The sequence below is a fragment of the Vibrio sp. genome, assembly GCF_050299255.1.
In the GTDB taxonomy this organism is placed as follows: domain Bacteria; phylum Pseudomonadota; class Gammaproteobacteria; order Enterobacterales; family Vibrionaceae; genus Vibrio.
Genome location: NZ_JBNKVP010000003.1, coordinates 126,894 through 141,572, shown reverse-complemented (window position 1 = coordinate 141,572; position 14,679 = coordinate 126,894). Strand labels below are relative to the sequence as shown.

General features: G+C 53.2%; 12 protein-coding genes and 1 pseudogene. 4 read left to right on the top strand and 9 right to left on the bottom strand.

Annotated elements, in window-relative coordinates; all coding sequences use genetic code 11:
• Window positions 1-400: 400 nt before the first annotated feature.
• From fre to trxA, 6 genes and pseudogenes are all read right to left on the bottom strand, one after another.
• Window positions 401-1,114: an NAD(P)H-flavin reductase gene (fre, locus tag ACQY6F_RS02425; RefSeq protein ID WP_428771980.1), complete on the bottom strand. Its 714-nt coding sequence runs from the start codon at window positions 1,112-1,114 to the stop codon at window positions 401-403.
• Between the two features lie 14 nt (window positions 1,115-1,128).
• Window positions 1,129-1,398: a 2Fe-2S iron-sulfur cluster-binding protein gene (locus tag ACQY6F_RS02420; protein ID WP_428771979.1), complete on the bottom strand. Its 270-nt coding sequence runs from the start codon at window positions 1,396-1,398 to the stop codon at window positions 1,129-1,131.
• Window positions 1,399-1,439: 41 nt separating this feature from the next.
• Window positions 1,440-2,861: pseudogene (ubiD, locus tag ACQY6F_RS02415) on the bottom strand (4-hydroxy-3-polyprenylbenzoate decarboxylase); the annotation flags it as partial.
• 95 nt (window positions 2,862-2,956) lie between these two features.
• Window positions 2,957-3,952, bottom strand: a complete 996-nt coding sequence (locus tag ACQY6F_RS02410; protein ID WP_428771978.1) for a hypothetical protein — start codon at window positions 3,950-3,952, stop codon at window positions 2,957-2,959.
• A gap of 105 nt (window positions 3,953-4,057) precedes the next feature.
• Window positions 4,058-5,317, bottom strand: a complete 1,260-nt coding sequence (gene rho / locus ACQY6F_RS02405; protein ID WP_428771977.1) for a transcription termination factor Rho — start codon at window positions 5,315-5,317, stop codon at window positions 4,058-4,060.
• Window positions 5,318-5,515: 198 nt separating this feature from the next.
• Window positions 5,516-5,842, bottom strand: coding sequence for a thioredoxin TrxA (gene trxA / locus ACQY6F_RS02400; protein ID WP_428771976.1), 327 nt, complete (start codon window positions 5,840-5,842; stop codon window positions 5,516-5,518).
• A 111-nt stretch (window positions 5,843-5,953) separates the two neighbouring features.
• On the opposite strand from trxA, the gene rhlB reads away from it, so the two are divergent.
• From rhlB to ACQY6F_RS02385, 3 genes are all read left to right on the top strand, one after another.
• Window positions 5,954-7,255 (top strand): ATP-dependent RNA helicase RhlB, encoded by a 1,302-nt coding sequence (rhlB, locus tag ACQY6F_RS02395; RefSeq protein ID WP_428771975.1) that lies wholly within the window; start codon window positions 5,954-5,956, stop codon window positions 7,253-7,255.
• Window positions 7,256-7,262: 7 nt separating this feature from the next.
• A complete protein-coding gene (gene gppA / locus ACQY6F_RS02390; RefSeq protein WP_428771974.1) occupies window positions 7,263-8,756 on the top strand; it encodes a guanosine-5'-triphosphate,3'-diphosphate diphosphatase in 1,494 nt (497 codons plus the stop codon).
• A 146-nt stretch (window positions 8,757-8,902) separates the two neighbouring features.
• Window positions 8,903-10,540, top strand: a complete 1,638-nt coding sequence (locus ACQY6F_RS02385) for a sugar nucleotide-binding protein (protein WP_428771973.1) — start codon at window positions 8,903-8,905, stop codon at window positions 10,538-10,540.
• A gap of 61 nt (window positions 10,541-10,601) precedes the next feature.
• Here the strand turns inward: ACQY6F_RS02385 and ACQY6F_RS02380 are convergent, their stop codons facing one another.
• From ACQY6F_RS02380 to recQ, 3 genes are all read right to left on the bottom strand, one after another.
• Window positions 10,602-11,273, bottom strand: a complete 672-nt coding sequence (locus ACQY6F_RS02380) for a 7-cyano-7-deazaguanine/7-aminomethyl-7-deazaguanine transporter (protein ID WP_428771972.1) — start codon at window positions 11,271-11,273, stop codon at window positions 10,602-10,604.
• A 165-nt stretch (window positions 11,274-11,438) separates the two neighbouring features.
• A complete protein-coding gene (locus ACQY6F_RS02375; protein WP_428771971.1) occupies window positions 11,439-11,771 on the bottom strand; it encodes a DUF3630 family protein in 333 nt (110 codons plus the stop codon).
• Window positions 11,764-13,599 (bottom strand): ATP-dependent DNA helicase RecQ, encoded by a 1,836-nt coding sequence (gene recQ, locus ACQY6F_RS02370; protein WP_428771970.1) that lies wholly within the window; start codon window positions 13,597-13,599, stop codon window positions 11,764-11,766. Before recQ ends, ACQY6F_RS02375 begins: the two co-directional genes overlap by 8 nt.
• A gap of 159 nt (window positions 13,600-13,758) precedes the next feature.
• On the opposite strand from recQ, the gene rarD reads away from it, so the two are divergent.
• Window positions 13,759-14,673, top strand: a complete 915-nt coding sequence (rarD, locus tag ACQY6F_RS02365; RefSeq protein ID WP_428771969.1) for an EamA family transporter RarD — start codon at window positions 13,759-13,761, stop codon at window positions 14,671-14,673.
• Window positions 14,674-14,679: the final 6 nt, after the last annotated feature.

Sequence of the window (14,679 nt, the reverse complement as noted above, 5' to 3'; positions counted from 1 at the left end):
TGAAACCGAAGTTTCGAATTTTGATTATCATCAACGAGTGCCCACACAGATTGATAGGTTTATATTGTTAAAGAGCGTTGCTTTGCGAGGTTTTCTCTCAAAGCGGAGGTGCATTCTAACGGGATATAATCTCCTGTCAAACACTTTCTGTAATTTATTTTGCGAGTTTCAATCTCAACAATTTAATCGACGGAAAGTATGCAATCCTCTTACTGGCTACTTGCTAGTGCCTTACGCCATCAGCGTTGCCAGTGGGAGCGCATTATAGGGAGATCTAACTGTAGCGCAACCTAAAATTAAAAAAAAAATGAAATATTGCGCTGTTCGATGAATAAAGCATCAATAATGGCAAAAAAGAGGGGAAATCCCCTCTTTTTATTGCTGAATGCTGCACAGTAAACTAGATAAATGCGTATGCGTCAGCAAACATGCGATCGCCTCTAGCCTGTTTATTTTGGGTAAACAGCTCTCTTGCCGCCCCGGCCATTTCGAAACGTCCCGCTATATAGATATCAAATTCCGCTAAAGTCTCGAAGTCTTCGCAAATGGCCTGCAGTACATTACCGACTTTTCCTTGCCATTTTTGTCCAGGTTGTTCAATAACCGGTACGAAATGCACATTACTGTGGTGGCTGGCAATGCCATTTAGCTCATCCTGAGCATACAGTTGCTCGCTATTTCGGGCCCCCCAGTATAAGTAGATCGGGTTCTGTCTTTGCTGGGCAATGCAGTGATCAAGAATCGAACGGACATAGCTGAACCCAGTCCCACCCGCGATCAGTAGTATCGGCCGTGAGTTGTCATCCTGGATCCAGGCGTCTCCGTGCGGCGCATCAATACTGATATGTTCATTGCACTCCAGTGCATGACGCATCTTATCCACCACTTGTTGGGCGTAAGCATTATGATCCGCGGCACCGATATGCAGTTCTAGCTCACCCTCATGGCGGCAAGGGCTACTGGCGATGGAGAAAGGACGCTTGTCGTTCTCTCCCATGATTACCATCAGATATTGGCCAGCTTTAAAGCTAACCGGAATCTCCGGGTGGAGCAGTATTTGGTAGGTATAGTCCGCTACTGGCTGAATGGACTTCACTTTACATTGAATGGTCATTTCTTTCCTCTGACTTACTCGTCAAAAGTAATGATTAAGTCACTTTTGGCGTACGCCTGACAGGCAAATATCCAACCTTGTTCTCGCTCATTCTCGGTAAGCATAGGTTCCAGCTGGTACTCCACTTCACCTGACAATAACCGGCACAGGCATGAGGCACAGGCTCCAATCTGACAACGGTGTGGAAAGCCAATATTATTGTTGAGCGCGGCTTGCAACACGGTTTGCCCTTCACGGACATCAAATTGGAGCTGGCTTGGCTGTACTGTGACGGTATGCGTCATAATATTCCTAATTTGTCCCACATTTGGTCGACTCGAGCAACCAAGTCAGGATCTTTCTTTATCGGCCGGCCCCACTCACGTTGGGATTCACCCTGCCACTTATTGGTGGCATCCAGGCCCATTTTGGACCCCAGTCCTACTACTGGAGAAGCAAAATCCAACGAGTCGATGGGGGTATTTTCTATCATCACAGTATCCCGCGCCGGATCCATCCGAGTGGTAATCGCCCAGATAACATCATTCCAGTCGCGGGCATTCACGTCATCATCACAGACGATCACAAACTTGGTGTACATGAACTGACGCAAGAAAGACCAAACCCCCATCATCACGCGCTTGGCATGACCGGGATACTGTTTCTTCATCGTCACAACCGCCATCCGGTAGGAGCAGCCTTCCGGTGGCAGATAGAAATCGACGATTTCCGGGAATTGCTTTTGCAATATCGGCACAAACACTTCATTGAGCGCCACCCCAAGCACAGCCGGTTCATCCGGCGGCCTGCCGGTGTATGTGCTGTGATAAATCGGGTCTTTACGCATCGTAATATGGGTGATGGTAAATACGTGGTGCTCTTCAGTCTCGTTATAGTAACCGGTATGGTCACCATACGGGCCTTCTTCCGCAAACTCGTTCGGATCTATGTAACCTTCCAGCACGATTTCCGCACTGGCCGGAACTTCCAGATCGTTGCTGACCGATTTCACCACTTCCGTCTTACTGCCCCGGAGCAGACCAGCAAAAGCATATTCCGACAAAGTATCCGGCACAGGAGTAACCGCGCCCAGAATGGTCGCGGGGTCGGCACCGAAGGCCACCGACACCGGAAATGGTTCACCCGGATTGGTTTCCATCCAGTCTCTCAAATCCAGCGCTCCGCCACGGTGTGCCAGCCAGCGCATGATGACTTTATTTTTGCCCAGCTTCTGCTGACGATAGATCCCCAGGTTCTGACGCTTTTTGTTCGGTCCTCTGGTTACCGTTAATCCCCAGGTCAGCAAGGGGGCCACATCGTCCGGCCAACAACTCATCACCGGTATTTTATCCAGATCGACCTGGTCATCCTGCCAGACCACTTGCTGACACGGTGCCGACCGCAGCCGTTTGGCCGGCATGTTTAACACCTGCTTAAAAACCGGTAATTTATCGATGGCGTCTTTAAACCCTTTCGGCGGCTCTGGTTCCTTGAGATAAGCCAGTAACTTGCCGACTTCGCGTAACTCCAGTACGTCCTCCCGCCCCATCCCTAAGGCCACACGCTCAGTGGTGCCAAACAGGTTGGTCAGAACCGGCATATCGTAACCAACCGGGTTTTCAAACAGTAAAGCCGGGCCACCAGCGCGCAGGGTGCGATCACTGATTTCGGTCATTTCGTAATGCGGGTCAACGGGGTGAGTAATGCGCTTTAACAACCCTTTCTGTTCCAGATGGTCGATAAAATCGCGTAAATCCTTAAAACTCATAGGCCTTCTAATGGCTGATTGAACTGTGCGCAGTATAACAAAAAGAGGGCCATAACTGACCCTCTTTTATCCAGACCAATAATATCCGTGCACGGTTATTGTGACAAAGCATTCACAATCGCATGAGTTTTTATCTCGCCATCGTGCTGTAACAGCTCTTTCAGCCAGCTTCGGTAACCCTGGCTGGCCAACTCATTCGCCACCAGCGAAGCGTCTTCATATGAGGCCATTCTGGTCAGCAAAAAATCCTTAACTGGCTGGCTCATCGGCTTGATCGCCACCAGTTCGGACAGCGCCTGCGCTTTCAAACTTGGATTCGCCACCGCTTTCATCAGTTGCTCCAGAGCGAAGTCATCCCCGACCTCAGCCAGGCGACGTACCTCTTGCTCGCTGTTATGGTCGGCGCGCATCAACCAGAGCAGTTTGTACATTTCCGGATCACGGCTAACGCTGGCCAGCGCCACCATAATCCGGTTCGACGGTAACCATCGAGTGACACCGGTCTCGGTCAACTGTTGGGTCAGCGCCGCTACAGCGGACGACGATAATCTCGGTAGCTGGCTTAATAACAACTGTTCTTTGATCAGAATCTGCTGCTCGCTGCCGGTCAGCCAGTGCTCTAACACCAGCTCATGCTGTTCGGCCTGCAGCACAAACGCTAAGGTGGCTTCATCCTGCTGCCACTGTTTTAGCAGCCGACTGGCAATGGCCGGAAAGTTAAACGCAGGGACGGTAAATTCGTAGCTGTCGCCTCGCTCAAACACCTGATAGGTGGGCCTGATGGCGCGCTGTGTCTCAACAAATTTCGCCATTGCGGGCGTTAATATCAGGCGCTGCTGTTCCATTTTCTGCAATAACAGAAACCGCGCCACTTCCTGTTGTGGCATCGCCAGCCTCTGTAGGGCAAATTGCAGAGCATCAAGTTTGTCTTGTTGTGCCAGCCGGTATAACCCGGACACCTTGTCCTGGATTTGCGGTTCGCTTAACCACTGCCGGGCGCTTGCCGAAGACATTTCCAGGCTGGCTGCGAGTGGGCTGAACACAACTAAAGACAGACTAAGGAGCAGCGCCGACAACATTCCATGTCGCATGTGGTTCTCCTTATTAGATGCGATCGATTGTGCGACTGAACTGGTGGGAATGCAAACAAAAACGCCACCGGGAATCCGGTGGCGTGGTATGGCTATCGTTTTGACTTACTGACGACGCATGGCATCAAAAAATTCGTCGTTGGTTTTAGTCATCGCCAACTTATCGATCAAGAACTCCATTGCATCGATTTCACCCATTGGGTGGACGATCTTACGCAGAATCCACATCTTCTGCAGTTCATCGTTTTTGGTCAGCAGTTCTTCGCGACGAGTACCGGAGCGATTGAAGTCGATGGCAGGGAAGACACGTTTTTCGGCAATTTTCCGGTTCAGGTGCAGTTCCATATTACCGGTACCTTTAAATTCTTCGTAGATAACTTCATCCATCTTAGAACCGGTATCCACCAACGCGGTAGCGATAATGGTCAGGCTGCCGCCTTCTTCGACGTTACGTGCCGCACCAAAGAAACGTTTAGGACGGTGCAGTGCGTTGGCATCCACACCACCGGTCAATACTTTACCGGATGACGGAACCACTGTGTTGTAAGCACGAGCCAGACGGGTAATAGAGTCCAGCAGGATCACTACATCTTTTTTGTGCTCAACCAGGCGTTTGGCTTTCTCAATCACCATTTCAGCCACTTGAACGTGACGGGAGGCTGGCTCATCGAAAGTAGACGCAATCACTTCACCTTTTACCAGGCGCTGCATTTCGGTTACTTCTTCCGGACGTTCGTCGATCAGCAGCACCATCAATTCACACTCAGGGTGATTGTAAGCGATGCTCTGGGCGATGTTTTGCAGCAACATGGTTTTACCCGCTTTCGGCGGTGCCACGATCAAACCACGCTGACCTTTACCGATTGGCGAGGCCAAATCCAGTACGCGAGCCGTAATATCTTCGGTTGAACCGTTACCACGTTCCATCACCATACGTTCGTTGGCGTGCAGTGGTGTCAGGTTTTCAAACAGGATCTTGTTACGGGCATTATCCGGTTTGTCATCGTTAACAGTGTTAACTTTCAGCAGGGCGAAGTAACGTTCGCCGTCTTTTGGTGGTCGGATTTTACCGGCAATAGAGTCACCGGTGCGCAGGTTAAAGCGGCGAATCTGGCTAGGAGAGACATAGATATCGTCCGGGCCTGCCAAGTATGAACTGTCCGCACTGCGCAGGAAACCAAAGCCATCTTGCAATATTTCCAGAACCCCATCGCCAAATATATCCTCACCACTTTTCGCGTGTGCTTTCAGGATGGCGAAGATAATGTCTTGTTTTCTCAAACGAGCCAGATTTTCTAGGCCCAAGCTTTCGCCAAGTTTCACAAGCTCAGACACAGGTCTGTTCTTTAATTCTGTTAAATTCATGGTGGTGGATACTTGTTTAGTCAAAATAGGATCTGTTATCTAGTTAGATGAATTTGGTCACAGGATCGACCAAGAAGAGAATTCGTTGTTTAATTAACGTGCGATAAACTAGCACTAAATACTAGCCTAGTCTAGATTTAGTTGCCCATCAAAAACAAAACCGCACATTTTTCTGACGTGCGGTTTTCATTTGCAAATTTACAGGTTGGCGTCCAGAAACTCTTTCAGTTGAGTCTTTGACAAAGCGCCCACTTTCGTTGCCGCAACATTGCCATCTTTAAATAGCAACAAGGTTGGAATACCGCGAATACCAAATTTAGGCGGAGTACCTGCGTTCTGATCAATATTCAGTTTACCGATAGTGAGTTTGCCTTCGTACTCTTCGGCGACTTCGTCCAGGATAGGCGCGATCATCTTACATGGTCCACACCACTCTGCCCAAAAGTCAACCAGGACCGGGCCTGCAGCTTGGATTACATCGTTTTCGAAACCTGCATCTGTCAGCTGCAAAATCTTGTCACTCATCTCTTGCTCCAATGTGTATTTCTGCACTGGTTGGATGTTAACCAGTAAATTGATGCCTTATTGGAATGTATTTACTTTCGTATTGCAAGTGGAAGCTGATATTCTATAGCCATGAAAAAGACGCATATCACAGAGCAAAAGTTCGCCGATTTGGGATTACACCCTCAAGTCATTGAAGGATTGGATAAAAAAGGGTTCGAGTTTTGTACCCCTATCCATGCCTTGGCGTTGCCGGTCCTGCTCACCGGCCGAGACATTGCAGGCCAGGCCCAAACGGGTACTGGTAAAACGCTCGCGTTTCTCGCTGCTACTTTTAATCACTTGTTGAATACCGCGGATCCGGAAAGTCGTAAACCGAGCCAACCGCGCGCCATTATTATGGCCCCAACCCGAGAGCTGGCGATCCAGATCTACAACGACGCCGAGTCTCTGATTGCCACCACTGGCATCAAGGCGGGGCTGGCTTACGGTGGCGAAAGCTACGATAAGCAACTGGCGAAACTTGAGCAGGGTGTGGATATTTTGATCGGCACCACCGGGCGCATCATCGACTTCTACAAACAGAAAGTGTTTAACCTGAACCATATTCAGGCTGTAGTGCTGGATGAAGCAGACCGTATGTTCGATCTTGGCTTTATCAAAGACATCCGCTTCCTGTTCCGCCGCATGCCTGAGCCTAAAGACCGTCTCAACATGCTGTTTTCTGCCACCCTGTCATACCGGGTACAGGAACTGGCGTTTGAACACATGCACAATCCTGAGCACGTGGTGGTGGAACCGACGCAAAAAACCGGTCACCGCATCCAGGAAGAGCTGTTCTACCCGTCGAATGAAGACAAGATGTCGCTGCTGCAGACCCTGGTCGAAGAAGAGTGGCCAGATCGGGCGATTATTTTCGCCAACACCAAGCACAAATGTGAATCTATCTGGGGCCACCTGGCGGCAGACGGTCACCGTGTCGGTCTGCTGACCGGCGACGTACCACAGAAAAAACGTGAGCGCATTCTTGAGCAATTCACTCAAGGTGAAGTAGACCTGCTGGTCGCCACCGATGTTGCTGCGCGCGGATTGCATATCCCACAAGTGACCCACGTGTTTAACTACGATCTGCCCGACGACTGCGAAGACTACGTGCACCGCATCGGCCGGACCGGCCGTGCCGGTGCCAGCGGACACTCGATCAGCTTCGCCTGTGAAGAGTACGCGATTAACCTGCCGGCGATCGAAGAGTACATCGAGCACTCTATTCCGGTATCGGACTATGATGCCAACGCGCTGATACGCGATTTCCCGGCACCATTCCGCATGCGTAGCAATAAACCACAGCAACGTCGTACCAACACGGGCGGAGCCCGTTCCGGCAATCGCAAACCACAACGCCGGCCGCGTCCACGCCAGCAGAAGGATTCTTAAGTCGTTTATGAGCCAAGTCGTCCCCTCTCCGCTTTACGCTGCTATCGACCTCGGGTCGAACAGTTTTCACATGCTCGTTGTCCGTCATATTGATGGCAGCGTGCAGACCATGGCGAAAATCAAGCGTAAAGTGCGTTTGGCCGCCGGGCTGGATCAGCACCATGAGCTGAGCCTGGAAGCGATGCAAAGAGGATGGGACTGCTTAAGCCTGTTTGCCGAACGACTGCAGGACATCCCGGCCGGCAATATTCGTATCGTCGGCACGGCCACCCTGAGAACCGCACGCAATGCTGAGCAGTTTCTCAGTCAGGCCAACCGTATCCTGGGCTATCCGATCCAGGTTATTTCCGGTGAAGAAGAGGCCGCGACGATTTATCAGGGCGTGGCACACACCTCGGGCGGCTCAGGGCGGAGACTGGTGGTCGATATTGGTGGCGCCAGTACTGAGCTTATCATCGGCGAAGGCTTTGATGCCCGGGCGCTGACCAGCTTGAAAATGGGCTGTGTCACCTGGCTCGAGCAGCACTTTAAAGACCGCCAGCTAAACCAGAAAAACTTTCAGCAGGCCATCACGGCAGCCAAACAGGCACTGCAGCCGATCTTAACTCAGTACAGTGAACTGGGCTGGGATGTCTGCGTCGGCGCCAGCGGTACCGTCCAGGCTCTGCAGGAAATCATGCTGGCACAAGGCATGGACGAAGTGATCACGCTGGCGAAGCTGAAACGACTACAGAAGCAGGCAATGTTGGCGGATCATCTGGAAGAGCTGGAGATTGAAGGCCTGACCTTAGAGCGTGCGCTGGTGTTTCCAAGCGGCCTGTCGATCCTGATCGCGGTGTTTGAACTGCTGAATATCGATTCGATGACGCTGGCCGGCGGCGCGCTGCGTGAAGGCATGGTGTATGAAATGGTCGCCGGTCTGCGTCAGGACGATATTCGCGCCCGCACCATCAACAGCGTGCAGAACCGCTACCAGCTTGATCAGCCGTATGGACAACTGGTGGCTGACTTGTCGGCCAAGCTGTTGACCCAGTGTGGCGGCGCCGAATGGCTGGCTGAGCCACAGGCAGAAATGCTGCTGGACACCGCCGCCAAGCTGCACGAAATCGGCCTGAGCATAGATTTCAAGCGCGGTGGTGAACACAATGCCTACCTGTTGCAAAACCTGGATCTGCCCGGCTATACCCGGGCTCAGAAGCACCTGCTGGCAGAAATTACCCGCCGCTACCGGGAACAGCTCTCGTCGCTACCCGAGCAGCACGCGGTATCCGACAGCAGTGGTAAACGCATCCTGCGCCTGCTGCGCCTGGCGGTGCTATTAACCCACCGGCGCAACCCTGATCTGGTGCCCGCGCTAACGCTGTCTGCCGATGGCGATAAACTGACGCTGCAAATCAGCCAGCAGTGGCTCGACAGCAATCCACTGACGGCGGCAGAACTGGAAATTGAAGCTAACCGCCAGAGCGATATTGGCTGGCCTTTGACCATCGCCAGCCACTAGCCATTATTCCGCTGCCTGGCCCTGACTGGCAGGCAGCGATTTTCCCCTGCCAAGCGTGACCACCCTCTATCTATTCGCCACACCGCGCGACGAACTATCGCCTGCCTCCTATCATAACGGCTGGAGTGACTGAATGAGCGCATTGGATGAAATCGGTTTTATTAACTGGCCTGACTGGGACTTTAGCCCCGGTTGTTGCCCACCAGTTCAGCCAACGTGGCTGGCAAATCATTGACTGGAACCACCACAGCATCGATCCCAATCAGGCCGGGCAGTGCCAGCAGTTCTGGCAACAGCATCAGCCCGATGCGGTTTGCCACCTGGCGATGGGCAGCGAACAGTGGGCGGCCTGGCTGGCAACCAAATGTCGTGAAGCAAATATCCCGTTTTTATTTGTCAGCAGTGCCATGGTATTCGATGGCACAGACAACGGCCCCTATGACATCTGGCGTACCCGCAACGCTCGGGACGATTATGGCCAGTACAAAATCCGCTGTGAGGATGCCATCTGGCGAGCCAATCCGGATGCCATGGTGGCGCGGATAGGCTGGCAAATCGATCCGCAGGCGGAAGGAAACAACATGCTGTGTCAGCTCGACCAGCAGTTTCAACAGCAGGGTGAAATTGTCGCCAGCCGAGAGTGGATCCCGGCGACATCACGGATGCAGGATACCGCAATCGCTTTTTTGCAGTTGATCGAACGCAACGAGGCGGGCCTGTATCATCTCGACAGCAACGCCCGAACCCAATGGAGTTTCTACCAGCTGGTGCTGAAGCTCAAACGCCATTTTGGCCGCCAGTGGCGCGTAACTGCCTCAGACGACTACCCGCATGACCAGCGCCTGCTGGATGAGCGAATTGCCCTGCCGGACTTAACCAGCTGGCTGCCCTGCCCGGGCGCGGCGATCATCGGCTGCAATTGGGGAGTCACCCACATCACCAATCTGCGCCGGGCCGGCGCCGAGGTCAAAACGCTCTGTGCCAACAACCTGACCAAAGCTCAGCAAACCGCGCAGCGCTATCAGGTGGCGCAGGCTTGCAACTCGATAGCGGATCTTACCCAGCACGAAATTATTGTGCTCGCCACCCCGGCGGACAGTCACGCCGGCATCCTTGCTGAGCTGGCCGATAACGCCATCATCTGTGAGAAACCCTTACTTGGTGTGAGGGGTGACAGACCGCGACTGGATGCGCACCGTGCGCCGCTGCTGGTCAACTACGCTTTCAGCCAGCTTAACACTGCAGCCTGGATCAGCCGTTGGCTGCAGCAGCAACCTGGCCGCTGTCATATCACCCTGCATAGCTCAGTCAATCTACCGGGTGATTTCAGCCTGGCCGAGTGGTTTCTGGAAACCGCCAGTCATCCCGTCTCCTGGCTGCTGCACCTGTTCGGCGAACCAGAGCAGATCAAACGTCAACAGCAAGGCCAGACCCTGTCACTGCAGTTTCACTGCCAAAAGCATCAGCTTGAGATCCATTTTCAGCTCGGCGATCAGCCCGGTATTCATCACCAGTGGCAGATTGAAACCGGCGGGCAAAAACTCGAGTGCGGCGGCGGATTTACTCCCGGCTACAACTGGCGTTTTGAGCCGATTCGCATCAACGGAGAAACGGTAACCGAAGGTGAGTACAGTGACTCCGATTGCTGGCACGATGCCAACCGCCGGCTGATGTGCCTGATGGTCAGTATGCTAAACGGTAATGTGGACTGGCAGTGGGGATTGGATCAGGGCGCCTTTGATAAAACCAAGGCGCTGTGGCTGGAAAAACTGCTTGATGAGTAGCCTTTGCCAACAGAGAGCAGTGAAATCGGTGGCGCGCTAACTTCGCGCCACCTAAATGCAGTTACTGAGCAGTGCTCTGGATACGGAACTCTGGATTGACACTGGTGAGTTTTTTCACCAGGTAGTTGAGCAGTACGCCATAGATAGGAATAAACAGCCCCAGGCTGATCACCAGCTTGACGCCATAGTCTACCGCAGCGATTTCCGTCCAGTTCTCGGCCATAAAGGCATCCGGACTCTGGTAAAACGCGATGGCGAAAAAAGCCAACGTATCCAGCGCATTACCAAACAGGGTCGAACAGGTAGGGGCAATCCACCACTGTTTTAACTGGCGCAGGCGGTTAAACACCTGCACATCCAGGATCTGGCCGAGCAGATAAGCCATAAAACTGGCGATGGCTATCCGGGCGACAAACAGGTTGAACTCACTCAGATTCGCCAGCCCCTGGAACTGACCTTCAAAAAACAGTACCGACAACAGGTAAGAAACCAGCAGTGCCGGCATCATCACCCGAAAAATAATCCCGCGCGCCATCTCGGCACCGAATATCCGCACCGTCAGATCGGTGGCCAGAAAAATAAACGGGAAAGTAAAGGCACCCCAGGTGGTGTGGAAGCCAAAAAGGGTAAAGGGTAACTGCACCAGATAGTTGCTGGAGGCAATGACGACTAAGTGAAACAGGACCAGATATTTAAGGGCGTGGCGCTGCTGCGCGCGAGTGAATTGACTCATTACGATACCTTTTTAGTTTGGTTTGGGGGTGAGGGAACCCAAATCGAATCAATAAGATTCTGACCAACGATGTATGAAACCTGATAGCTAACTATCAGAGCAGCCGGCGATTATAGCGCAAATAATCACCGCCGCAACCCACCGGCGACAGGCAAACGGTTTCGCTCAGAATCCGCGCTGGAACAGCTGGGCCAGAAATGCCATTTCATCCTGGGACTGGTCAATTACCAGCGCTTCCAGCCACAGGTTTTCACTGTAGTGTTCGGCTTTGAGCAGCATCTGACAGCCTTCAAAATCGATCAGCCAGGAATGCAGGTCGGCATCCCACTGCTTTTCGATCACCGTGGCCGACAGCAACCGGACTAACTGCTCGCCAAGGGGCGGAAAAGAGTCAAAATCAAAGCTCGGCGCTGCAATTATGATGCGCCCCTGCTCAGGCTCGAATTCACGCAAGCCAAACTGAGCCTGCGGTGAGTGTGGGGAAATGCCATCAACCATAGTGCGTCAGGTGCTCCTGTATTAAGTCCAAAAACGGATCGGCGTATTTTTCCAGTTTACGCTGACCGACGCCGTTGACCGCCAACATTTCGCCATAACTGGTGGGCAGGATCTCCGCCATATCGATCAGGGTTGCATCGCTGAATACCACATAAGGTGGCAAACCGTCTTCATCGGCGATCGACTTACGCAGTTTGCGTAACTTGGCAAACAGCTTTTTGTCGTAGTGCTTGTTGGATAACTTGTCTGAGCGGGCCGAGCGGGCGGCGGTATCCAGACGCGGCACCGCCAGTTCAAGCCCCACTTCGCCACGCAGCAGTGGCCGCGCTTCGGCGGTCAGTTGTAGGGTGGAATTACGGGTAATGTTTTGTTGCAGCAGCCCTTTATGGATCAGCTGACGAAAAATACTCACCCAGTAGTCATGGCTGTGGTCACGGCCCAGGCCGTAAGTGGACAGTTTGTCGTGGCCCTGCTCGCGGATGCGCACGTTTTGCATGCCGCGCAGCACTTCCACCACATAGCCCATACCAAACGACTGGTTGACCCGATAGACGCAGGAGAGCGCTTTTTGTGCCTGCTCGGTGGCATCAAAACGCTTCGGCGGGTCGAGGCAGATATCGCAGTTGCCACATGGCTGTTCACGGTACTCACCGAAGTAGTTCAACAATACCTGACGACGGCAGGTCTGTGCTTCGGCAAAAGCACTCATCGCATTTAGCTTATGGCTTTCGACCTGTTTCTGCGGCCCGTCTTGCTTTTCATCCAGCATACGGCGCAGCCAGCTGATGTCCGCCGGGTCATACAGCATCATGGCTTCGGCTGGCAGGCCATCCCGGCCGGCACGACCGGTTTCCTGATAGTAGGATTCAATATTGCGCGGAATATCGAAATGGACCACAAAGCGTACGTTGGGCTTGTTGATGCCCATACCAAACGCCACCGTGGCCACCACTACCTGAATGTCATCGCGCTGAAACGCTTCCTGAACGTAGCCTCGTTCATCGCTGTCCATGCCAGCGTGGTAACCGGCGGCACGAATATGGTTGTTGCACAGCTTCTCGGTCAGCATTTCGACCTTTTTCCGGCTGCCGCAATAGATGATGCCGCACTGGTTTTTCTGCTCGGCCAGAAACCGTATCACCTGGCTGACCGGTTTGTGCTTCTCCACTAGGGTATAGCGGATATTGGGCCGGTCGAAACTGCCCAGATAGACATACGGATCGCTCAGTTGCAGTCGCTGGGTAATGTCGCTGCGGGTCGCTTCATCGGCGGTGGCGGTCAGAGCCATCACCGGCACATGGGGGAACTGCTGCTTGATCTGACCCAGCGCGGCATACTCTGGCCTAAAATCGTGCCCCCACTGGGAGATACAGTGCGCTTCATCTACCGCCAGCATCGCTAGGGGCAATGCCTGCAGCCGTTCAATAAACTCGCGCGTCAACACCCGCTCCGGCGAGACGTACAGCAGTTTCAACTCACCGGCGTGCATCCGGTTGTAGACCGATATCAGCTCTTCGCGGCTCATGGTCGAGTTGACATACGCCGCCGCCACACCATTGGCCACCAATTGGTCGACCTGGTCTTTCATCAGCGAAATCAGCGGCGAGATCACCAACGTCAACCCCTGGTGCAGTAAAGCCGGAATTTGGTAGCAGAGTGATTTGCCGCCGCCGGTGGGCATGATCACCAGACCGTCACGGCCTTCCACGGCCGCCGCGATCACGGCTTGCTGGCCGTCGCGAAAATCCTGGTAGCCAAAAACAGTCTGCAAAACAGAGTGCGCGGTAGCGGGGGTCTGACTGGGTTGGGCGAGCAGCGTGGCGGTCATTCAGTTCTCTATGGCGTTAATAGCGGGTGGACAGTCAATTGACAAAGCGCTAATTGTAGTGGGGAATCCCGGCGAATAAAACCGCAAAATGTTAGCACAATCCCAACAGCGCTCGTATACTGCATGCCTAGCTCAGCAAATTTAACAATATAATAACCAATGACCACAGAACAACAGCAGGCGCGCCAAGGGGTATTGTTTGCCATAGGTGCCTACACCATGTGGGGGATTGCCCCGATCTATTTCAAAGCCGTCGGTCAGGTTGCGCCGATTGAGATCCTCGCTCACCGGGTGATCTGGTCTTTCGTGCTGCTGGCGGTGTTGCTGCATCTTGGCCACGCCTGGGGCCGGGTTTCGGTGATGCTGCGCGACAAGCGCACTATGCTCTACCTGGTGTCCACCGCCCTGCTGGTCGGAGTCAACTGGCTGATCTTCATCTGGGCCATCAATAGCAATCATATGTTGGATGCCAGCCTGGGTTACTATATCAACCCGCTGCTCAATGTCGTGTTAGGGATGGTATTCCTCGGCGAGCGGCTGCGTAAATTTCAGTGGTTTGCGGTCGCCCTGGCGACCAGCGGCGTGATGGTTCAGTTGATCGCATTTGGCTCGGTGCCGGTGATCGCTATCGCGCTGGCGCTCAGTTTCGGCTTTTATGGCCTGCTGCGTAAGAAAGTATCGGTGGATGCCCAGACCGGACTGTTTGTCGAAACCCTGGTGATGCTGCCTGCTGCACTGATCTACCTGTTCGGCTTCGCCAACTCGGCCACCAGTGATCTGTTGGCCAATTCCAGCCAGCTTAACCTGCTGCTGATCTGCGCCGGTATCGTCACTACCCTGCCACTGCTCTGTTTTACCGGTGCGGCCACCCGGCTCAAACTGTCTACCCTGGGCTTTTTCCAGTACATCGGCCCGAGCCTGATGTTTTTGCTGGCGGTACTGGTATATGGAGAGCAGTTCAGTGTCGACAAAGCGTTAACCTTTGGCTTTATCTGGTCATCTCTGGTGATTTTCAGTGTCGACGGACTGAGGCAGAACCGCAAAGTGCGCCGTCAGTCTCAGCCGGCGGCTTAACCGGCA